The 18,772-nt window shown below is 67.4% G+C and carries 25 protein-coding genes; 10 read left to right on the top strand and 15 right to left on the bottom strand.

Annotated features, from left to right (window positions below; genetic code table 11):
• Positions 1–73 precede the first annotated feature (73 nt).
• Positions 74–1,543, top strand: a complete 1,470-nt coding sequence (locus P9A17_RS27560; protein WP_278041947.1) for an NAD(P)/FAD-dependent oxidoreductase — start codon at positions 74–76, stop codon at positions 1,541–1,543.
• 4 nt (positions 1,544–1,547) lie between these two features.
• On the opposite strand, the gene rraA is transcribed toward P9A17_RS27560, so the two are convergent.
• From rraA to P9A17_RS27530, 6 genes are read right to left on the bottom strand one after another with little or no spacing between them, the layout of a single operon-like run.
• Positions 1,548–2,030 carry a ribonuclease E activity regulator RraA gene (gene rraA, locus P9A17_RS27555; RefSeq protein WP_278041946.1) on the bottom strand — a complete coding sequence of 161 codons (483 nt, stop codon included), beginning with the start codon at positions 2,028–2,030 and terminating at the stop codon, positions 1,548–1,550.
• Positions 2,031–2,049: 19 nt separating this feature from the next.
• On the bottom strand, positions 2,050–2,505 hold the full coding sequence (locus P9A17_RS27550; protein WP_278041945.1) for a hypothetical protein: 456 nt from the start codon (positions 2,503–2,505) through the stop codon (positions 2,050–2,052).
• Between the two features lie 40 nt (positions 2,506–2,545).
• Positions 2,546–3,490 (bottom strand): CopD family protein, encoded by a 945-nt coding sequence (locus tag P9A17_RS27545; RefSeq protein WP_278041944.1) that lies wholly within the window; start codon positions 3,488–3,490, stop codon positions 2,546–2,548.
• On the bottom strand, positions 3,466–4,032 hold the full coding sequence (locus tag P9A17_RS27540; protein ID WP_278041943.1) for a copper resistance CopC family protein: 567 nt from the start codon (positions 4,030–4,032) through the stop codon (positions 3,466–3,468). The genes P9A17_RS27545 and P9A17_RS27540 overlap by 25 nt, the downstream gene beginning before the upstream one ends.
• A 40-nt stretch (positions 4,033–4,072) precedes the next feature.
• On the bottom strand, positions 4,073–4,594 hold the full coding sequence (locus P9A17_RS27535) for a hypothetical protein (RefSeq protein WP_278041942.1): 522 nt from the start codon (positions 4,592–4,594) through the stop codon (positions 4,073–4,075).
• A 5-nt stretch (positions 4,595–4,599) separates the two neighbouring features.
• Positions 4,600–5,256: a DUF6474 family protein gene (locus P9A17_RS27530; protein ID WP_278041941.1), complete on the bottom strand. Its 657-nt coding sequence runs from the start codon at positions 5,254–5,256 to the stop codon at positions 4,600–4,602.
• A gap of 214 nt (positions 5,257–5,470) precedes the next feature.
• Between P9A17_RS27530 and P9A17_RS27525 the strand changes: the two genes are divergently transcribed.
• From P9A17_RS27525 to P9A17_RS27515, 3 genes are all read left to right on the top strand, one after another.
• Positions 5,471–6,403, top strand: a complete 933-nt coding sequence (locus P9A17_RS27525; protein ID WP_278041940.1) for a hypothetical protein — start codon at positions 5,471–5,473, stop codon at positions 6,401–6,403.
• Positions 6,404–6,465: 62 nt separating this feature from the next.
• The gene (locus P9A17_RS27520) at positions 6,466–6,957 is read left to right on the top strand and encodes a DUF955 domain-containing protein (RefSeq protein ID WP_278041939.1); all 492 of its coding nucleotides are present in this window, start codon (positions 6,466–6,468) and stop codon (positions 6,955–6,957) included.
• Positions 6,954–8,120 (top strand): hypothetical protein, encoded by a 1,167-nt coding sequence (locus P9A17_RS27515; RefSeq protein ID WP_278041938.1) that lies wholly within the window; start codon positions 6,954–6,956, stop codon positions 8,118–8,120. The genes P9A17_RS27520 and P9A17_RS27515 overlap by 4 nt, the downstream gene beginning before the upstream one ends.
• A gap of 39 nt (positions 8,121–8,159) precedes the next feature.
• Here the strand turns inward: P9A17_RS27515 and P9A17_RS27510 are convergent, their stop codons facing one another.
• From P9A17_RS27510 to sodN, 3 genes are all read right to left on the bottom strand, one after another.
• Positions 8,160–8,558: a helix-turn-helix transcriptional regulator gene (locus tag P9A17_RS27510; RefSeq protein ID WP_011782790.1), complete on the bottom strand. Its 399-nt coding sequence runs from the start codon at positions 8,556–8,558 to the stop codon at positions 8,160–8,162.
• Between the two features lie 455 nt (positions 8,559–9,013).
• Positions 9,014–9,547, bottom strand: a complete 534-nt coding sequence (locus tag P9A17_RS27505; protein ID WP_278041935.1) for a peptidase — start codon at positions 9,545–9,547, stop codon at positions 9,014–9,016.
• 156 nt (positions 9,548–9,703) lie between these two features.
• Positions 9,704–10,138, bottom strand: a complete 435-nt coding sequence (gene sodN / locus P9A17_RS27500) for a superoxide dismutase, Ni (RefSeq protein WP_278041934.1) — start codon at positions 10,136–10,138, stop codon at positions 9,704–9,706.
• A 95-nt stretch (positions 10,139–10,233) separates the two neighbouring features.
• On the opposite strand from sodN, the gene P9A17_RS27495 reads away from it, so the two are divergent.
• Positions 10,234–10,506 (top strand): S26 family signal peptidase, encoded by a 273-nt coding sequence (locus tag P9A17_RS27495; RefSeq protein ID WP_278042044.1) that lies wholly within the window; start codon positions 10,234–10,236, stop codon positions 10,504–10,506.
• A 13-nt stretch (positions 10,507–10,519) separates the two neighbouring features.
• On the opposite strand, the gene P9A17_RS27490 is transcribed toward P9A17_RS27495, so the two are convergent.
• Positions 10,520–10,678 carry a hypothetical protein gene (locus tag P9A17_RS27490; RefSeq protein ID WP_278041933.1) on the bottom strand — a complete coding sequence of 53 codons (159 nt, stop codon included), beginning with the start codon at positions 10,676–10,678 and terminating at the stop codon, positions 10,520–10,522.
• 403 nt (positions 10,679–11,081) lie between these two features.
• On the opposite strand from P9A17_RS27490, the gene P9A17_RS27485 reads away from it, so the two are divergent.
• Genes P9A17_RS27485 through P9A17_RS27475 form a run of 3 tightly spaced genes read left to right on the top strand, consistent with a single transcriptional unit; the run spans position 11,082 to position 13,289 of the window.
• On the top strand, positions 11,082–11,435 hold the full coding sequence (locus P9A17_RS27485) for a rhodanese-like domain-containing protein (protein WP_278041932.1): 354 nt from the start codon (positions 11,082–11,084) through the stop codon (positions 11,433–11,435).
• A gap of 14 nt (positions 11,436–11,449) precedes the next feature.
• Positions 11,450–12,463: a DUF4328 domain-containing protein gene (locus tag P9A17_RS27480; protein WP_278041931.1), complete on the top strand. Its 1,014-nt coding sequence runs from the start codon at positions 11,450–11,452 to the stop codon at positions 12,461–12,463.
• Positions 12,464–12,467: 4 nt separating this feature from the next.
• Positions 12,468–13,289: a glycerophosphodiester phosphodiesterase gene (locus P9A17_RS27475; RefSeq protein WP_278041930.1), complete on the top strand. Its 822-nt coding sequence runs from the start codon at positions 12,468–12,470 to the stop codon at positions 13,287–13,289.
• Here P9A17_RS27475 and P9A17_RS27470 read toward each other — a convergent pair whose 3' ends face one another.
• From P9A17_RS27470 to P9A17_RS27455, 4 genes are all read right to left on the bottom strand, one after another.
• Positions 13,290–13,844 (bottom strand): ferritin, encoded by a 555-nt coding sequence (locus P9A17_RS27470; RefSeq protein ID WP_278041929.1) that lies wholly within the window; start codon positions 13,842–13,844, stop codon positions 13,290–13,292.
• 114 nt (positions 13,845–13,958) lie between these two features.
• Positions 13,959–15,203, bottom strand: coding sequence for an LCP family protein (locus P9A17_RS27465; RefSeq protein ID WP_278041928.1), 1,245 nt, complete (start codon positions 15,201–15,203; stop codon positions 13,959–13,961).
• A 17-nt stretch (positions 15,204–15,220) separates the two neighbouring features.
• Positions 15,221–15,988: a CPBP family intramembrane glutamic endopeptidase gene (locus tag P9A17_RS27460; protein WP_278041927.1), complete on the bottom strand. Its 768-nt coding sequence runs from the start codon at positions 15,986–15,988 to the stop codon at positions 15,221–15,223.
• Positions 15,989–16,032: 44 nt separating this feature from the next.
• Positions 16,033–16,833 (bottom strand): DUF2470 domain-containing protein, encoded by an 801-nt coding sequence (locus P9A17_RS27455; RefSeq protein WP_278041926.1) that lies wholly within the window; start codon positions 16,831–16,833, stop codon positions 16,033–16,035.
• Between the two features lie 112 nt (positions 16,834–16,945).
• Here P9A17_RS27455 and pheA point away from each other — a divergent pair, with 112 nt between their 5' ends.
• Positions 16,946–17,866, top strand: a complete 921-nt coding sequence (pheA, locus tag P9A17_RS27450) for a prephenate dehydratase (RefSeq protein WP_278041925.1) — start codon at positions 16,946–16,948, stop codon at positions 17,864–17,866.
• Positions 17,863–18,555, top strand: a complete 693-nt coding sequence (locus P9A17_RS27445) for a histidine phosphatase family protein (protein WP_278041924.1) — start codon at positions 17,863–17,865, stop codon at positions 18,553–18,555. Before pheA ends, P9A17_RS27445 begins: the two co-directional genes overlap by 4 nt.
• Here P9A17_RS27445 and P9A17_RS27440 read toward each other — a convergent pair.
• Complete coding sequence (locus tag P9A17_RS27440) at positions 18,535–18,735, bottom strand: hypothetical protein (protein ID WP_278041923.1); 201 nt, start codon at positions 18,733–18,735, stop codon at positions 18,535–18,537. The two genes, P9A17_RS27445 and P9A17_RS27440, sit on opposite strands and share 21 nt — an antisense overlap.
• Between the last annotated feature and the right edge of the window lie 37 nt (positions 18,736–18,772).

Genomic DNA, 18,772 nt, shown 5'->3' with positions numbered 1-18,772 from the left:
ACAGACTTTACACGGTGTTGAAAGTTTCAACAGGGTGTTGACTCACTCGACACACCGTTGATAGCTTTACGCCATGACCGAATTTGTCGACGTTGTCATCGTGGGAGCCGGCATCTCCGGCATTAGCGCGGCCTGGCATCTGCAACGGAATGCACCCGGCAAGAGCTATGCGATCCTGGAGCGCCGCGGAAAGCTCGGCGGCACCTGGGACCTTTTCAAGTACCCCGGCATCCGCTCGGACTCCGACATGTACACCCTCGGATTCCACTTCAAGCCCTGGGCGACGGATCAGATGATCGCCGACGGGCCGTCCATCTGGAACTACCTGAACGAAGCCGCAGTCGAGAACGGAATCGACAAGCACATTCGATACGACCACAGGGTGGTCGCCGCGAACTGGTCGGACGAGGACCGCCGCTGGGAGCTGACCATCGATCGCGACGGCGAGCAGGTCCAGCTCAACGCCGGCTTCCTGTGGGCATGCAGTGGTTACTACAACTACGACGAAGGTTTCTCGCCGGAGTTCGCCGGAGCCGACGATTTCGGCGGTACGGTCATCCATCCTCAGCACTGGCCCGAGGATCTTGACTACCAGGGCAAGAACGTGGTGGTGATCGGAAGTGGGGCCACGGCGATCACCCTCATCCCCGCCCTGATCGACAGCGGTGCCGGACACGTGACGATGCTGCAGCGGACCCCGACCTACATCGGATCGCTGCCCGACAAGGATCCGTTCGCCGCGCGTGCCTACCGGCTGCTGCCTGAGAAGACTGCCTACACCGCGGTGCGTTGGAAGGCGATCCTGGCGGCTACGGCGCAATACCAACTCGCTCGAACCCTGCCCAATGTGTTCCGTAAAGCGTTGCGCACCATGGCAGAACGTCGGCTGCCCGAAGGATTCGATTACGACCGTCACTTCGCGCCCGACTACAAACCGTGGGACCAGCGTGTGTGCCTGGCTCCCAACGGCGACATCTTCAAGGCCATTCGCAAGGGGAAGGCCGATGTCGTCACCGATAAGATCGAGCGCTTCACCGAGAAGGGCATCCAACTTGCCTCGGGTGAGCATCTCGACGCCGACATCATCGTCACTGCAACGGGTTTGAACGTGCAGTTCTTCGGCGGCGCTCAAGTGCTTCGCAACGGATCGCCTCAAGACCTGGCAGACTCCGTGGCGTACAAGGGCATGATGCTGTCCAACGTCCCGAACATGGCGTTCACGTTCGGCTACACCAACGCCTCGTGGACGCTGAAGGCCGACCTCACGTCCGAATACGTCAGCAGACTTCTCAGCCACATGGACGAAAACGGTTACGACACTGTGGTTCCGCGCGAGCCGGGTGGCGACGTCAAGCGGCTCCCCTTCGTCGACCTGACCTCGGGGTACATCAAGCGGGCACTCGACAGACTGCCGAAATCCGGCTCCAAGGCGCCCTGGCGCCTCAAACAGAACTACCTTGTCGATCTGCGAGTGATCCGGAACGGCAAGATCGACGACGGCACTTTGGAATTCACGAAGGAGCGCGTCGGGGTACCGGCGTAAGACGTCAGTCCGCGGCGATGACGACGATGCCGTCGTCATCGCTGTGGGCGATGTCCCCCGGTGTGAACACCACCCCGCCGAACTCGACGGCCTCGTCGCGCACGCCCGCACCGGTCTTGGTGCTCTTTCGAGGATTCGTGCCTATCGCCTTGATTCCGAGGTCGAGAGTGCGCAACGTCGACGCGTCGCGCACCGCACCGTTGATGATCAGCCCCGACCACCCGTTGGAGCGGCCGAGCTCGGCGATCAGATCACCGACGAGGGCGGTGTGCACCGAGCCGTCCCCGTCGATGACGAGCACCCCGCCGTCACCGGGCTCCGAGAGCACCGACTTGAGCAATGCGTTGTCCTGGAAACACCGCACGGTGGTGATCCTTCCGGCGAACTCGGACCGACCGCCGAACTGGCGCAGCTGAAGATCGCAACTGCGGACATCGGGGCCGATCTCGTCGACGAGGTCGGCAGTGGGACGCGGAGAGACAGTCATAGAGGTCAAGGACTTTCGTTCAGTCGCCGCTGTTACGGCGGGCGGCAAGCAGCACCACGACCACCGCAAGCACGCCGGTCACCAGCGCGGCGATGACCGGAACGCGAGACGTCTCGGGCGCCGGGCGCGGAACGGGCGCAGCGGACGACACCGCGGTGCTCGCCGTCGCGACGGTTGTCTTCGCTTGTGCAGCAGCCTCTTTCGCGGCCGACGCTACGGTCGCCTCGGTCGCCGGGACCTTCTTCGCCGGGACGGCTTTCTTGGCCGGGGCGGCTTTCTTGACCGGAGTCGCCTTCTTGGCGGGCGCAGCCTTTTTCGCGGGGGCCTTCTTGGCCGGAGTTTTCTTTGCAGGTGCAGCTTTTTTCGCCGGGGCGGCCTTCTTGGCGACCGCCTTCTTCACCGGAGGCACCGGAGGCGGCGCCGGTGAAGTTGCGGCATCGGGACTTTCGTCTGGCCGATCCGGCTCGTCTGGCATGGCCCCCATCATGCCAGGTCGCCTTTCCGGACTTTCGGCGTCAGCCGGTCACCGACAGGGTCGCCGCGGCGGCCAGCGCGGCAGCCATCAGGGACAGCTCGACATAGGCCCGGGCCCGAGACACTGCCGCGGTGCTGCGGTGCGCGCGAGCCGACGGTAGCCAGATCTCCCGGTTCCGCCAGGCCAGCACGATCAGCACCGCTGTGAGCGCGATCTTCGCGGCGAGCACCCGCCCGTACCCGGTGCCGTACAGCTCGGCCGGCGATTCGAGCATCACGACGCCGCCCAACACCCCGCCGACCAGGAGAACAGCCACGCACACCAGCGAGAGCTGCGAAAAGCGGGGAAGCACCCGCGCCCACTGCCCGCGATGATCGACCGTCAGGACGAGCGCGGCCAGGACTCCGCACCACAACGCCGCCGCGAGGGCATGCACCGCCACCGCCACGCCGCCGAGCGGACTGTCGGCGAGGTGTCCGGTCAACGGATGCCCCAGGACTCCGACAACCGCACACCCTGCGACGATGACCGACGCCGGGCCGGATCGTCGTGCCAATGCCGCCGTCGCACACACCCCTGCCGCGGAGACGACGGTCAGCAGACCGGCCCGTCCGACCGCGGTGGACACCGTGAACTCCCACGCCGTTGCGACGTCCAGGGCGGTCGCCGCGACGCCCGCGGCCTCGGCTCCGGCGAGCACGAGGCGGACGAGCTCGGCGACGAGCCAGACCGCTGACGCCGTCACCAGCGGCGTCGTCGCGCGGCGGACGAGTTCGTCGCGATATCGGGGACCATCGAGTGCGGGAAGCACCGCCAGCCCGACGGTGACCACGGCCGCTGCGTCGGCGACGGCGCGAACCAGGGCCGGACCCAACGAGCCCGCCGGATACGCCAGGGCCCACGCCGTGACGCACGCTGAGACGGTGACCAACACACCTCCGGCGACCGCCCGGCGATGCGTCACGACCTGCGCCGAACCGCCCATATCGCGCCCGCGGCCACGATCGCAGTGGTTCCCAGGACGAACGGCCACGCCGGCAGCCCACCTGAAGACGTATCGCCGGCAGGTGCCGCCGTGGTGGTGGCGGTGGTCGTCGGTGCGGCCGGGGACGTCGCGGGTGCCTGCGTCGTGGTCGCCGACTGGAGGACCTCATAGGACCACGCTCCGGTCACGACGTGACCGTCGGCCGACGTGGCGCGGTAGTTCACCGTGTACGTGCCTGCCGGCCCGCCGGGCTTGACGCCCACGGAGATGACGGCTCCGTCGACGGTGGGTTCGCCGTCGGCCCACTGCGTCCCGTCGGGCCCGACCACGGTCATCGCCGCGAACTGGGCCTGCATCGTTTCGTTGAAGGTCGCGCTCACGCTGGGCGGCTGAAGTGGCAGCGATGCGTTCGCGGTGGGGTCGCTGGAGACCAGCGCGGCATGGGCCCAGGCCGCGCCCGCGGCGCCGAGTGCGCCCGCGAACAGGCCTGCGGCCAGAGCCGCGGCGAAAAAGGCGTGCCAGGCACGCTGAATTGAAGTCATTCGATTGTTGCTTTCTCGGTCGTTTCGGGGGGAGTGATGGTCAGCGGCTGACGCCGACCGGCGGACCCCGATGCGATATCGATGACTCGAGCACAAGGGTGGCGCGCACGGGCTGATCCGGCGACGGCCCCACGACGTTCCGGGTTTCTGCCACCGGCACCGTGGTGCGCCGTGCGGCACCCCGGAGTGCCCGAGAAAGAATGTGGCACAAGCGATTTCCGAAGCTGATGAGAATCGCGCCCACGACCGTCGCGCCAACGTGCGCGGCCATCATCGCCCAGCCAGGTGGAGAGATGCCCGCGGCGTGGTGATCACCGTGCGCGGCCAGCACCCCGTGCCCCACGAGCTGCCCGACGGCCAACAGTGCCGTCATCGACGTCGCATCGTGCGTGCGCGGCACCGAAGTCGCGACGCCGCCCAGCACCGCGGCGACGACGAGGAGCTGAAGCGCGGTGACTGCCGTCGGGACCCCACCGCCGCCCGCGCTGTGCGCGGCCAGCGTGAGCGCTGCCGTCAGCAGGCCCGCCGCAGTGCCGCGCAGTCGTGCGGGCGCTTCGGACAAGAGGGTCAGACCACGCCGAGACGGGCCATCAGGTCTGCGTCGATGCCGTCGAGCTGCTCGGATATCGCCGCATGCGCGGTCTTCCTTCGCGGGGACGGCATGTTCTCGGCCGCGGCCACGGCGGCGCCGAGATCGCTGAGGCGTTCGGTCATCGCGGCGACGAACTGCTTCGTCTCAGGATCCTTGGACCGCTTGTCAGCCAGGAGGCGCAGCGATTGTTCGGCACCGGAAATACGGGCGGACAGCTGCGCGCCGTGCCCGGAGAACTGACCGAGCTGGGTCAGCGGGACACCGAGGCGGTCGGCGCGGCGTTCGTCGATGAGGCCGCGCGCGGCGATCGACGCCCGGTAGACCAGAGGCACCGCCACCGGGGCCAGCAAACGGGAGATGGTAAGTACTCGCCGAACCTTCGTTGGGGAGAACAATTTGCCCTCGCGAACAGCCTTCAACTCGGTCTCAGCAACTCTCAACGCGACACGGTCGCTGTCTCGCTGGGCTCTGAGCTGCGCCTTGAGCGCTCGGTTCTCGGCCTTCTGCGCGGCCTTGAACCTGCGGACCTCGTTCTTGGCCGACAGCTTGGCTTCCAGTTTGGCCTTGGCCTTGATGGCGCGGGCCTCGGCTTTGCGGGTCGCGCGGGATTTCCGTCGCTTGAACAGACCCATCCCTGCGGCCTCCCGGTTCGTCTCATCGGCACAGCCCGCCGGGGAACCGGCGGTAACGGTGACCAACCCTAGCGCTAGCTGCTCACCGGGGTGGTCCCGCTCCCCGCCGAGCCTCCTGTTTGGCGTTCTCAGCAAACGGCGAAAGGGGATTGTGCGAGAATCGACGCCACATCGGGGTGAGACGGGGGTCAGGCCGTCGAAGGGTGGTGACGTCGTGGTTTCGCGTACGCGTATCGCGGCGGCAACCTGCTTGCTGGCATCGGGCCTGCTGATCGGTGGCGTCGGCACCGCGACGGCTGGAGCCGACCCAGGTGCGTCCACCAGCGAGGACAGCGCCGAACAACCGGCCCGTCCGCACGGGACGACCAAGCGCTCGGTGGACCGCGGCGAAGATGCCGACCCGCCCGCTGCGCCCGACCCCGTGCCGGACGAGGGCGATCCACCGACCAAGGGCGAGGAACCACCGACCAAGGGCGATGACGGCGACGACGAAGGCGAGACGCCCCGTCCGCCCTGCTGCGAAGAAGGCGACGAGGACTGCGGCCCCGGTTGGCCGTGGCCCTGGCCGCCAGAGCCGCCGATCCCCTTTGATCCGCCGACCGACGACAAGGACAGCGACAGGCCGCCCGTAGGCTCGCCACCGTCGCTACCGCAGGGTCCGCTCGTCGGCGGGGCGGACAAGCCGGACATCATCGACGTCGTTCCCGGTGTCGACATCGGCGCCGCCGACATTCGCACTGCGCCGATCAGCGTGCCAGTCGTCGGCGCGGCTCCGCCTCTGAGCATCAGCCCAGCCGTCTCCCCGGGTGTGGGGCCGGCCGCCGGGTCCGGTGCCGGCGCGCGGGGCGCCGGAGGCAGTCCCTCAACACTGCCCACGGGGCCGCGCCAGGTCAGTACGTCACCCCCGCCTGCGCGGCAGCCGCTGCCCGCCGCAGCGGGCACCAGTGCCACGATCCCGACAGCGGGTAGCCGTGTCGGGTACGGCGAATATCTGCGAAGCGCAGGCATCTCGCAGATCGCGGTCCTGGCACTGCCGGGACTCGCCGGAATCCTGGTCCTGACCGGGGCGGGAGGTCTGGTGGGGTACCGCCAAGCCAAAGCAGGACAAGGAGTGCGCAGCAGTGGAATCACGCGATTCATGAACTAGTTAGAACTGCTCGCTCACAGCGACTGAGCAGCGCATAGTGGTGAATATCGAGAGGGGGAAACATGCCAGCGAGCCGCAGTGTCACACGCGCGGTCAGCGAGGTGCTCGATCTGGCTCCGAGGCGGGGTGAGGTATCGCTGCCTCGTCTGGTCGAGGCCGTCAGCGAGAGCCGGGGGCGAGCCATCGAACTCGCAACGGCCGAACTACCGCCCGGGGTGTGCGGTCAGTGGCGCCAATACGCCGACCGGGACGTCTTCCTGATCCAGCAGGGCCTGCCCGCCTGGGACCGCACGCTCGCCCACGAGCTGGGTCATCTCGTCCTCGGGCACGAAGGGATCCCGGTCGTTCAGGCGGCCATCGAGAGCACCGAGGTGGCCAGCTCCGAACTGATCGGCTACATGCTCAACCAGCGCACAGGTTGCATGGGCCCCAGCGGCGAGGACGCCGAGCAGGAAGCCGAGGATTTCGCGGCGCTGCTGATCTACCGCCTGGGACGGCTGCCGTCGGATCGATCGTCGATCGTGCAGGTCCGCCTCGGAGAGGCGTTTGGTTGATCATCTGGGTGATCGCCGGTCTCCTCGGACTGGCCACCGGGTTACGCATCGGCTGGGCGTTGGTCAACAAGCAGTCGCTGGTGAGCACCGCCATGATCCTGGCCCTGGGCAGCCTCGGCGTCGTCGCGGCGCTCAACTGGGAGCCGCTGACGCTTCTGATCGACACGCTGCTGCGGTGGCCGAACATTTCGATGGGGTTGAGCCAGGTTGCGTTGATCGCGTGTGCGGCGGGCAGCTGCGTGATGATCACCACGGTCTCGTCGATCCGGACACCCTCGACCGCGCGCAGGATCGCACTGGCCCAGTACGCCGTCGCCGTCGTGATCGCCGCGATCAGCCTCGCCGTGTTCCTGACGGCCGGCCAGCAGCCGGAGATGTCGCCGGAGGAGTATCTGCGGCGCAACCTCAGTGGCGGCGGGAACGCTCTGCCCTGGCTGCTTCCGCTGCTGTATGTCCTGCTGGCGCTGAGCCTGGTGGCCTGGGCCGGTCTGCGGCATTCCAACCGGACGCGCCGCGGACGGGCGCTGTTCGTGTTCACGGTCGGCATTGTGTTGATCGTGCTGGCGCTCGGCTTCATCCTCTTGCGAGTGGCTGGGACGACGGGCCTGGTGAGCGTCGGCGCCGCGGCGACACTGCTGGGGTGCGCCATGCTGATCGTGGCGGCCGGGTCGCTGCTGCCGAGTCTGGAGGATTGGTTCGGCGCCCGAAAGGAGCTCCGAACCATCGCGCCGCTCTTGGAGGAACTGGGGCGTCGTCATCCTGATGTCGGGATCGGCGTGCGACCCCGCGGGCCTCTCGTCTTCCGCGTGGCCGAGCGGATGTCGCTGATCTCCGATGCCCTGTTCCTCGAGGCGACCGCCGCCGACGGGGCGCTGCGTCCGGTGGACTCCGCCGGCGCGGAGATCACCGATCTGGACGAACTCGTCGCTCGGGCCGATCTGGCGGCACCGGATGTGTCGCCGACCGAGCAGGCCGGCGCGGTCGCGGCGTGGATCCACGCGGGCCGAGACGGCGCCGTCGGAGACGGCCGCGACAAGTTTCCCGGCCTGGCATGGCTACGCCAGCCCGCCGCCTACTCGGACCGGGAGTGGATTCTTGAGATATCCCGCCAATACCGACAGCTCAGCGGGGGTTTAGTCCCTGCCGCCGAGCCCGCCGGCTGAGGTGCGGTTGCCGACTCACTCGCCGGCACCCCGCCCGGGCTAATCGTCCAGATTCTCGCGGCGACGCAGTTCATCCACCTTCTGGACGATGTCCTGCTTGGCTTCCGCCGACAACCCGACCGTGCGCGCCGCAATTCGGCGAACGCCTTCATCACGCATTCCGGCGAGCAGTGTGAGCTCTTTGTCGAGCTTCTCGTAGTACTCGTCGTCGGTGAAGTAAGCGGGTTTGATACGGAAGAAGTTGGCAAGCGCGGCCATCGTTGCCACAGACGGATTAGTACGGTTGCCGGAACGCAGCTGCGACAGGTACGGCGCCGACATGGTGACACCCTCTGCCTTGAGTGCTGCGATCACCTCCGCAGAGGTATGCGGCCCACGTCCGGGCGGGTAGACGGTGTCGAACAATCGATTCAGGCGAGCGGCAAAAGTGTTGCTCATCGTACTGACCTCCACATACAGGCGAGCGGGTTCATAGGGCGGCGTATTTGCTGATCATCGTAGCGACAGTTGTGGCCACAACCAAGTGCAAACCGCGTAAAAGTCAACTCGGATCGCCTTGGAGTGCGCTGCTGCCGGCAAGAACTCTGTCGATATCCGCACCTGGCACCGCCATAGTACGGTGCGGCTAAGCAAATAATAACGGCACTGTAGTAACGGTAATCACGCCTCTTTGGCAGCCCCTGTCACAGGAGCCCCTCCCCTTACCTCGGGCAACGTCCATCTCTTTGACTCCGCAAGGCTATGGACGTTTGCTGGCCGTTACGGGCTCGGCGGCACTCCGATCAGCGGCCGACCCACTCCTCGCCCAGTAAGGGTGCAAACTCGAGCAAGCACCCCGCAGAAGTCAGACGGTTAAACTGTCAGTAGCCAGTGGCAGGCGAGACCTGGCGCCGTCAGGCGGCGAGGAGCATTGCGAGGATCGCCGTATCGGGATGGCTGATCGGATCGACCCCTACCCGGCTCACCATCGATGTCACCGTCCCGTCCGACTCCGCCTCCACCCACGCCGCCCGGTGCTCCAGGCCGAGATGGGGCAGCCCGGGCAGGAGAACGCAGCCGGAGGCCGCGCCGGTGCACTCAGGAAGCGACGGCGTCGTCTCCGACGGCGGGTGCAACATCATCAGGGCGGGCGGCTGGCGGTCGGCGAAATGGCCGGGCGGTACCGCCGAATCGCCCACGACGGTGCCCTCGGCGAGCACCAGACCCACCGTGCCCGGCTCAGGTTGATCGGGGAGCTCCTCGCGGACACCGAAGATCGTCGTCGTCGACAGGAGGCCCGGCAGGGAGGCAACGCGGACGGCCACCATCAGCAGCTGAGCCCACTCCTTGGTGGAGTCCGGCCAGCGGCCCGACACCACGAACCCCTTCAGAGACCCATGCGCATGAAACGGGGCGATCTCGATCGCCCGACCGGACCCGAAATCCATGACTCAGAATGCGGCAGGGACCCGTTGGCGCGCAACAGGACACCGTTGCCGACAGGTAACAATCGGGGCACCGTTTCTGGCAGGTGACAAACGAAACCCGGCTCGGTCGCGGGGACCGAGCCGGGTGGAGTTTCGTGTGAACGGGACGCGAGTGCGTCAGGACGGCGGGTACACGCCCATCTGCTTACCCTTGTCGGTCTGCCAGAAGATGTCGGCGATCTCGTCGATCGTCTTGAGCAGCTTCTCGGCGACAGCCACGTCGAGCGACTTCTTCACGTCGCCCGCGCCGTGCACGCCGTCCCAGAACAGCTGGTGCAGGTTCGGGAACTGCTCGAAATGGTCCTTGGTGAAGAAGTCGGCCCACAGCACCATCAGGTGATGCTTGACCTCTTCGGCCTGCCGCTCCTTGATGATGATGGCGCGCGTCTTGAAGTGATCGTCATCGGAATCGTGGTACTTCTGCAGCGTCTTGAGGCAGGACAGCGCCTCGATCTTGGCCTGCGCGGGGTCGTAGACGCCGCAGTAGAGATCGCAGTGGGCATGGGCGGGAGTTGCTTCGGAGAACACGGAGTCGAACAGTCGATGCAGCATGTGCCTTAACTTACCCTTAGGCCATGCGGCGTAACCATGGGTCCCGCCGGGCTGCCGGGGGATTCCTGCGCCGTTTCGTCGTCGTCGAAGACTCGATGCGCCCGACGCTGCGCCCCGGCGACGGGCTGCTGGCAGTGCCGTGCGGGACACCGAAGAAAGGCCAGCTGCGCGTCTTCCCCGACCCGCTGCTCTCGACGCGATACCTCATCAAACGCGTGGGTGGCGTGCGTGAATCCGCTTCTGGGACAACATTTGAGGCTTTGTCCGACAATGCGGGAGCGCCGGGTGCGACCGACTCGCGCGAGTTCGGATGGGTCTCCGCAGCGGGGTCCTACCGGGTCATCTGGACGGTGCGGAGCCCGCGATAGGCCCGCGACGGGGTCAGTACAGAACGATCAGGGCGAGGATGCCGAGGAGCACAAGAGCGATGAGACCGGCGCGAAGGCAGGCCATGAGCTGACTGCGGGTGTACACGCGGGCAGAGGCTTGCCAGTCCGACGGTTGAAACGCGGATCCCGACCCCATCGACGACTGCGCCATCAGATGTTCCTCACCTGCACGCTCCGTTACCTCCCCAAGCTCAACGGTTCCCGCGAGCCCAGTGACATCAATCACAGAATGCTCGTGTGACGGCGATCATAACGCCTGTTGTTCGCTGCCGAGAAATCGAGCACAAAACTGGTACGAACGAACCAGATTGGCCACAAACAACTTAGAACGGCGAGAGATTTCGCTCTGGGCAGAGTCCGCCTTGTTGATCACCACCACCCCACCGGCCCGGGTTATCCACAAAGTTGACGGCTGTCCAGGGCTACTGACTGGTATTAGCCGCTCGGAGATGGTTGTCGGCCTGTGGATGAACCTGTGGAAACTGTGGATAGCTGGGCACAGCCATCGGTATTGCTGCTGGTGTGCAGTCGCACGGCCGTGTCAGCATGAGGTCATGGATGACACCGACGTGCCGCAGGTGGCCATCGGCGACGTTCCGCTCAACTTCGGCGGATCCGGCGACGAAACCATCGTTCTGCTCGACGTGCGTGAAGATGACGAATGGCAGCGTGGACACGCGCCAGGGGCCCAGCACATTCCGATGGGCGACATCCCCGCCCGGCTGGCCGAGATCGACACCGACTCGCAGCTGTTCGTGGTCTGTCACGCGGGCGGCCGTTCGCAACGCGTCGCGCAGTATCTGGCCCGCAACGGGTTCGAGCCAGTGAACGTCACCGGCGGCATGCTGGCCTGGGCCGGAGCGGGACGTCCGGTGATCACCGACGGCGGAGGCGCCGGAACGGTCTGAATTAGGCTGGTCCGATGATCCAAGTGTGTTCCCAATGCGGGACGCGGTGGAACGTGCGCGACCGGCAGCGGGTCTGGTGCCCGCGCTGTCACGGCACGCTGCTCGCTCCTTCGGGCCACGCTCCCGGGCAGGGCTGGGACCAGCGGCAGGCGCCGCCACCGCAACAGGGCGGCCGCCAAGGTCCGCCCGCTCCGGCGGGCTACCGGTGGGTCGCGGTTCGTCCGGGTGCGCCGCCGCAGCCGCGGCGCGGTCGTCGCGACCTCGGGCCCACCCCGCGGTACCTCAGCACCCCCCGATGGGGGCTGGCCGAACATTTCGACGCCCCCGTCCAGCACGCGACGGAGCGCAAGGGCCCGTCGGCGAAGTCGGTCCGCACGATGCTCGTTCTGACGATGGCCGCCCTGGGCGTCGCAGCGTTCATGCACCTGGTCCGCTACATCTTGCTGATCATCAACCGGACGGTTCTGCTGAATCCGTGGGTCGCCGCGATCGCGACCTGGGGTGGGGTGGCGATCAGCGTCATCGCGGCCTTCATGACGGTGGCCTCTGCGCTGATCCTGACCAGCTGGCTGATCTCCCGCCGGGCTGCCGCCTTTGCTCACCAGGGACGGCCAGATCCCCGCTCGGCAGTGGAGCTGTGGCTCGGCTGCCTGATTCCGCTGGCCAACCTGCTGTGGGCCCCGGTGTACGTGATCGAGCTCGCCGACACCGAGGCCCGGCTGCGCTGGCTGCACCGGCCGATTCTGGTGTGGTGGGTGGTCTGGGTCGCCAGCACCGCGGTCTCGGTCTTCTCGATCGCGACGAGTTTCACGACCGACCCCCAAGGCATTGCCAACAACACCGTCACGACGATCGTGGCCTACCTGTTCGCGGTCGCGGCCCTGCTGCTCGTGCTGCAGGTGTTCCTCGGTTTCGAGCGCCAACCCGTGGCGGCGCCGTCGAGGCGGTGGGTGATGGTCGCATCCGTCGAGAATTCCGACGAACCCGCGCGTGCAGTTGAGCGGGACGGGGAGAACCCGGCAGCATAGCGGTATGAGCTCCGACGAGACGTTCGGCGGCCATCCCTTCGTGGTTGCCCACCGAGGTGCCTCGGCGGAGCTGCCGGAGCACACCCGGGCCGCTTACGAGCTCGCCCTGGAGGAGGGCGCCGACGCCGTCGAGTGCGACGTCCGCCTCACCAAGGATGGTCACCTCGTCTGCGTGCATGACCGCAGGCTGGACCGGACCTCGACCGGGACGGGCCTGGTCAGCGAGATGACGCTCGCCCAGCTGCGAGAACTCGACTACGGCGCCTGGCATCCGAGCCGGCGCGAAGACGGCAGCCAGGGCGATACCGGACTGCTCACGCTCGACGACCTGGTGTCTCTGGTCCTGGACTGCAACCGGCCGGTGAAGATGTTCATCGAGACCAAGCACCCCGTCCGGTACGGCGCCCTGGTGGAGAGCAAGGTGCTGGCGCTGCTGCACCGGTACGGCATCGCATCTCCGGCATCGGCCGACATGTCGCGCGCGGTGGTGATGTCGTTCTCGGCGGCGGCTGTCTGGCGGATCCGCCGGGCTGCGCCGATGCTCCCCACGGTGCTGCTCGGTGAGACATCGCGTTATCTGGGGGGCAGCGCCGCGACGACGGTCGGGGCGACGGCGGTCGGCCCGTCGATCGCGACGTTGCGCGAATACCCGGAACTGGTGGACCGTGCTGCGGCACAGGGCCGCGCGCTGTACTGCTGGACCGTCGACCACTACGAAGACGTCCAATACTGCAGAGACCTCGGTGTGGCCTGGATAGCGACGAACCATCCGGGCCGCACCAAGGCCTGGCTGCAGAACGGTCTGACCGGTGCGGGTCGCGACTAGTTAGAGCGCGCCACCTGCGGCCTTGGGGGCCGCCGGGTCACCCTTGGGCGCCGAGATCTCGCGAGCAACGAAGTCCTCGAGGTGGAAGAGGTCGGCGCCGGCACGTTCGGCGACGCGCACCAGCGTCGTCATCTGGGCGACCTCTTCGACCTGCTCCTTGAGGAACCACTGGATGAACTGTTCACCGAGGTAGTCGCCCTCGTCGCGGGCGGTCGCGGCGAGCCTGCTGATCTGCTCGGTGACGGAGCGCTCGAGGTTCAGGGCCAGGCTGATCGCATCGTGGGGAGTTTCGAAGGTGTTGCGCACCGGGTCGACGGCGGGGATCTCGGTGGCGACACCACGGTCGATCAGGTACTGCACGAGCATCATCGCGTGATTGCGCTCCTCGACCGACTGGCGATAGAAGAGCGACGCCAGCTGCGGGAGGTCGGCGCTGTCGAAATACACGGCGATGGCGAGGTACTGCTGCGACGCTCCGAGTTCGCTACGCACTTGGTCGTTGAGCAGCCCGTGGAACTTGGTATCGATGGCGTCGATGGACGATGAAGTTGTCATGCGACGAAGATATAGCAGCTCAGGGGCTATTGTCATCGAAGGTCAGCCTAATGCAGGCGAGGTTATCCTTAGTTAGGAAGCCCAGTGTGACTCATGCTACAAAGTTTGCTGACGCTAGGGGTTGGCGGCGTCGAGCACGGATTGCGGCACGGCGGAGTCCGACGCCAGCGCGCCGAACAGCTGCTCGGCCGCCCCGCTGTCCCACACCACGATCGACCCGGACCCGTTGTCGGTGAATTCGCCGATGGGCACGGTGACGTTCGTGAAGGCGCCGCGCAGCGCCCATCCCAGCCGGGCCAGGTCCCAGATGTGGTCGCCTTCGTTGACGGTGAGCGTGTCCGCTGCGGCGCTGGCCAGTGGATACCACCGCAGTGGATTGAGCAGCACGGCCGGGCTGGAGGCCCGCTCGACGAGGGCCGACATGAACTGTCGCTGGTTGACCATCCGATCGAGGTCGGCGCGCGGTGTGGCACGGGAACGGACGAAGCCCAGGGCGTTGCGTCCGTCGAGCTCCTGGCATCCCGCCGGAAGATCGATGCCCGCCAGCGGATCGCTGATCGGCTCGGTCGGACACATCGTCACACCGCCGACGGCGTCGACGAGTCCGGCGAAGCCGCCGAACCCCACCTCGGCGTAGTGGTCGATGCGCAACCCGGTGGCCAACTCGACGGTTTGGGCCAGCAGCTGCGGACCGCCGACCGAGAACGCCGCGTTGATCTTGTCGTCGCCGTATCCGGGGATCGGGACGTACGAGTCGCGGGGTATCGAGACCATCGTCGCCGGGGTGTCGGACATCAGGCCGGGAAGATGCACCAGCAGGATCGTGTCGGTGCGGCTGGCGCCCAGATCGCCGCCGGTGGTGAGGTCCGCCTGCTGCTCCGGCGTGAGGCCTTCCCGGCCGTCGGAGCCGACGAGCAGCCACGTCGTGCCCTGCCCCTCGGCGGGTCGGTCGGCGTAGTCGGTGAGCGCCGGAATCCGGGTCAACGACGAATCGACCCACACGCCGAGCGCGACGCCGCCGACGACGACCAGCAGCAGGCAGACGAGCGCGATGCGGAACCAGCGGCGGATACGCCGGGGTTTCTTCCGCGCCGCGGGCGGTACGTGTGGTGCCGGAGGTGGTGGCGTCGGGCGCCGCGTTGGCCGAGGTGGTGGCGGTGGTGGGGGAGGTGCCTGCCGCGGCGGTGCGGGCCTGCGCTGCGGTGTGGGCGGATTGGGTGGCCACGGCGGACGCTGGTTCGGATTGAGCGGACGCTGGTTCGGGTCGCGTCGGATCACCTGAGACGGCTCGCGGCGGTTCGGGGTTCCCCGCGGGGGCGGCGGAACCGGCCCGGGAAAAGGCGGCCGCTTGTCGGTCACGATCGAAATGTACGCGCTCAGGCCAGCCAGCCGAGCCGACCCGCCAGGAGTGAATAGCCGACGAAAGCGACGACGTCGATGAGCGTGTGCGCGATGATCAACGGCCACAGCCGACCGGTCCGTTGCCAGTAGTAACCGAACACGAGCCCCATCGCGACGTTGCCGAGCCCCGCTCCGAATCCCTGATACAGGTGGTACGCACCGCGTAGCAGGCTCGAGACGATCAGGGCTGCCCAGGGATTGAGCTTCAGCTGGCGCAATCGGGTGAGCAGAAATCCCACGACGATGACTTCTTCGGCCCACCCGTTGCCGAAGGCCAACAACAGCAGAAGCGGGATGCGCCACCAGGTGTCGTTGAGTTCGGCGGGTTCGACGGAGGCGTTGATCCTGATGATCCTGGCGATCTGGTAGAGCGCCAGGCCTGGAACGCCGATCAGCATCGCGAGCCCGACACCGCCGAGAATGTCCCGCCGCCAACGGATTCGGGTGAGACCGATCCGCTCGGGGCCGTCGCCGCCGCGCCACAACAGGTAGATCGCCAGCGCTCCCCACGCCAGCAGTTGCGCCAGGCTCGCCAGGTTGAGGCCGAGGTCGATCAGGTCGATGGGGGAGCGCTTCGGGTTGAGCGCCACCGTTCGGCCGGACAGGCCGAGCAGGACGCCCTCGACAAGTCGAAGGAGTGCGCTGTAGGCGCTGAGGCCGAAGGTGACCGCCAGCACGACAGCGATCTCGATGCGAAGGCCGCGCCGCTGATCGCTCGTCAGGTCGTCATCGGTCGCGCTCACCGCAGCTACGGTAGCGGCCTCACGCGCTCAAGTACTTTTGGCGCTCACGCGCCGCGGGCGCGCAGCCCGTTCAGAAACGGGCAGCCCATCAACACGCGGATAGCCTGGCTCAGACCCGTGACGTCGTCGACCGGCTTGGCGAAGGACAGACGCACGTCGTGGTCGCCGTCCTCGCCTTCTACGCGCAACTGGACGCCGTACCGGTCCAGGCCGAGCGGGCGGACGCGACCGTGGCGCAGCGACGTGGGCAGCCGGGTGGCGAGGCGTTCCACGACGTCGCGGTGCGCCGACTCCATGTGCTGCAGCCAGCAGGACTCCATGGCGCAGAACGGATCCGGGCTCGCGCCCAGCAGCGCGCCGAGCGCCACGGATTCGGCTCCGGTGGAATCGGCGACCACCACGGATTCGATCTCGAGCCGCATCAGCGCGTAGCGGGTATCGCCTTCTGCCTGTGCGGGCCCGGAATTGACCTGCAGCAGTGCCGGATTCGGGTCGGCGGCGGCGATCAGATCGAGCAGGGCGGGCACCTCGCTCATCGGCACGTCGCGCAGCCTGCCCTGGATCCACACCAGGGAGCGCACCGGCTCTCGAAGCGGCAGCGGGGCGTAGTCGGTCATCTCCAGGACTGCCTGGATGCCGGCATTGCCCGCCGACACGACCGTCGCAGCGAGGGCTCCGCCGACCGGCACGGTGATGGCGAAGGAGCCGTCGTCGAGGAGGTGGTGGACGGGAGTGGCCGCCGGATCGAGCCCTTCGACGGCCAGCATCGCGCCGCCTGCCCGCACGCACGCGCTGCGAATTCGCTCCGCTGTCGTGGGAGCTGCAGTCAGTGCCGGAGATGCCATCGCGCTGCCTTTCAATTGGTAAGGTGAGCCTAACTTAACTAGTAGCCCGGCGGAAGCGCAAGGCTTTCCCGCAGCGGAATGCGATTACCAAGGCAACCGATAGGGTGGTGCGGTGCCCGGCATCGCCTACCTCGGCCCCGAGGGAACCTTCACCGAGGCGGCGCTGCGCGCGATCGCGGCCAACGGTCTGATCCCCGGCACTGACCAGTCGGTGACGCCGATCGCGACCGACAGCACCGTCGCCGCGCTCGCCGCCGTCCGGGCAGGCGCGGCGCAGTTCGCGTGCGTACCGATCGAGAATTCGATCGACGGTTCGGTGATCCCGACCCTGGACAGCCTTGCCGACGGAGCGCCCCTGCAGGTCTACGCCGAGCTGACCCTCGACGTGTCGTTCACCATCGCGGTACGGCCGGGGATCGTCGGCGCGGACGTCAAGACGATCGCCGCGTTCCCGGTCGCCACCGCCCAGGTCAAACGGTGGCTGGCCGAAAATCTGCCCAACGCCGAACTGGTGCCGGCGAATTCGAATGCCGCTGCGGCACAAGAGGTCTCGGAAGGCCGGGCCGACGCTGCCGTCAGCACCGCGCTCGCCACAAAGCACTACGGACTCGACACGCTCGCCGCAGACGTCGTCGACGAGGCCAATGCCCGGACCCGGTTCGTACTCGTCGGCTGCCCGGGTCCACCGCCGAAATGCACCGGTGCCGACCGAACCTCGGTCGTCCTGCAGCTCGACAACGTGCCCGGTGCGCTCGTCGCCGCGATGACCGAACTCGCGGTCCGCGACATCGACCTGACCCGGATCGAGTCCAGGCCCACCCGCACCGAACTCGGCACCTACAAGTTCTTCCTGGATTTCGTCGGCCACATCGAGGACGACTCCGTGGCCGAGGCTCTGCGCGCGCTGCACCGGCGCTGCGCCGACGTCCGCTATCTGGGCTCGTGGCCCACGGGTGACGTCGTGGGTGCCGCGCCTCCGCCACTGGACGAGGCGGCCGCCTGGGTGGACCGGCTCCGGGAGGGAAGACCGTGAGCGGACGTCTGGTGCTGGTCCGGCACGGTCAGACGCATGGCAACGTCGCCCGGCGGCTCGACACCCGGCCGCCCGGCGCAGAACTCACCGACCTCGGCCGCGACCAAGCCTCCGCGTTCGCCCGCGGCCTGTCCCGGCCACCGGCGATGATCGCGCACTCGATCGCCACCCGCGCGGTCCAGACGGCCGATCACATCGCGCGGGAGTTCGCGGCCGCGCACCCCACCCACGCGTTCGACGGAATCCACGAGGTCCAGGTCGGCGATCTGGAGGACCGGGCGGACGAAGAAGCCCACGACGAATTCAACGCCGTCTACCGGCGCTGGCACGGAGGCGAACTCGACCTCGCGCTGCCCGGCGGAGAGTCGGCCCAGCAGGTCCTCGACCGCTACATCCCGGTGCTCGACCAACTGCGCATGCGTTACCTCGACGACGCGGCCTGGCACGGCGACATCATCGTCGTCAGTCACGGCGCCGCCATCAGGCTCGTCTCGGCCTACCTGTCGGGCGTCGACGGCCACTTCGCGATCGACCACCACCTGGCCAACACCGAATCCGTGGTGCTCGCCCCCATCACCGACGGCCGCTGGAGCTGCCTTCAATGGGGCAAGCTGACCCCGCCGTTCGGCCCGGAGACGCCGGTCACGACAAGTGCCGAAGGATCGCGCTCAGCCGACCCGATGGGCTGACGCGGCGGCAGGTTCGTCGCAGCGGCAACCGGCTGCGCTGCAGTCGATGTGCAGATCGTGGTCGCCGCGGACGACGAAGCAGTCGGCTTCCGTGCATTCGGCAGCCGCGTACGGGTGGTGGATCAGCGCGCCGTGGCAGTGCTCCAAGCCCAGACGGCAGGCGCGGCACTGATTGCTCATGTGCCGTTCATAGCACTCGGGGCCGACAACATCGGGT

The sequence above is a fragment of the Mycobacterium sp. 236(2023) genome, from assembly GCF_029623955.1.
Lineage (GTDB): Bacteria > Actinomycetota > Actinomycetes > Mycobacteriales > Mycobacteriaceae > Mycobacterium.
The sequence above is the reverse complement of the archived record's forward strand: the minus strand, read 5'-3'. Positions and strand labels throughout refer to the sequence as shown.

What these genes read in the sequence shown, in the direction of transcription:
- P9A17_RS27560 (WP_278041947.1), top strand. Translation starts at nt 74, where the DNA reads ATGACCGAATTTGTCGACGTTGTCATCGTGGGAGCCGGCATCTCCGGC.
- rraA (WP_278041946.1), bottom strand. Translation starts at nt 2,030, where the DNA reads ATGACTGTCTCTCCGCGTCCCACTGCCGACCTCGTCGACGAGATCGGC.
- P9A17_RS27550 (WP_278041945.1), bottom strand. Translation starts at nt 2,505, where the DNA reads ATGCCAGACGAGCCGGATCGGCCAGACGAAAGTCCCGATGCCGCAACT.
- P9A17_RS27545 (WP_278041944.1), bottom strand. Translation starts at nt 3,490, where the DNA reads ATGGGCGGTTCGGCGCAGGTCGTGACGCATCGCCGGGCGGTCGCCGGA.
- P9A17_RS27540 (WP_278041943.1), bottom strand. Translation starts at nt 4,032, where the DNA reads ATGACTTCAATTCAGCGTGCCTGGCACGCCTTTTTCGCCGCGGCTCTG.
- P9A17_RS27530 (WP_278041941.1), bottom strand. Translation starts at nt 5,256, where the DNA reads ATGGGTCTGTTCAAGCGACGGAAATCCCGCGCGACCCGCAAAGCCGAG.
- P9A17_RS27520 (WP_278041939.1), top strand. Translation starts at nt 6,466, where the DNA reads ATGCCAGCGAGCCGCAGTGTCACACGCGCGGTCAGCGAGGTGCTCGAT.
- P9A17_RS27510 (WP_011782790.1), bottom strand. Translation starts at nt 8,558, where the DNA reads ATGAGCAACACTTTTGCCGCTCGCCTGAATCGATTGTTCGACACCGTC.
- P9A17_RS27505 (WP_278041935.1), bottom strand. Translation starts at nt 9,547, where the DNA reads ATGGATTTCGGGTCCGGTCGGGCGATCGAGATCGCCCCGTTTCATGCG.
- sodN (WP_278041934.1), bottom strand. Translation starts at nt 10,138, where the DNA reads ATGCTGCATCGACTGTTCGACTCCGTGTTCTCCGAAGCAACTCCCGCC.
- P9A17_RS27495 (WP_278042044.1), top strand. Translation starts at nt 10,234, where the DNA reads ATGCGCCCGACGCTGCGCCCCGGCGACGGGCTGCTGGCAGTGCCGTGC.
- P9A17_RS27490 (WP_278041933.1), bottom strand. Translation starts at nt 10,678, where the DNA reads ATGGCGCAGTCGTCGATGGGGTCGGGATCCGCGTTTCAACCGTCGGAC.
- P9A17_RS27485 (WP_278041932.1), top strand. Translation starts at nt 11,082, where the DNA reads ATGGATGACACCGACGTGCCGCAGGTGGCCATCGGCGACGTTCCGCTC.
- P9A17_RS27480 (WP_278041931.1), top strand. Translation starts at nt 11,450, where the DNA reads ATGATCCAAGTGTGTTCCCAATGCGGGACGCGGTGGAACGTGCGCGAC.
- P9A17_RS27475 (WP_278041930.1), top strand. Translation starts at nt 12,468, where the DNA reads ATGAGCTCCGACGAGACGTTCGGCGGCCATCCCTTCGTGGTTGCCCAC.
- P9A17_RS27470 (WP_278041929.1), bottom strand. Translation starts at nt 13,844, where the DNA reads ATGACAACTTCATCGTCCATCGACGCCATCGATACCAAGTTCCACGGG.
- P9A17_RS27455 (WP_278041926.1), bottom strand. Translation starts at nt 16,833, where the DNA reads ATGGCATCTCCGGCACTGACTGCAGCTCCCACGACAGCGGAGCGAATT.
- P9A17_RS27440 (WP_278041923.1), bottom strand. Translation starts at nt 18,735, where the DNA reads ATGAGCAATCAGTGCCGCGCCTGCCGTCTGGGCTTGGAGCACTGCCAC.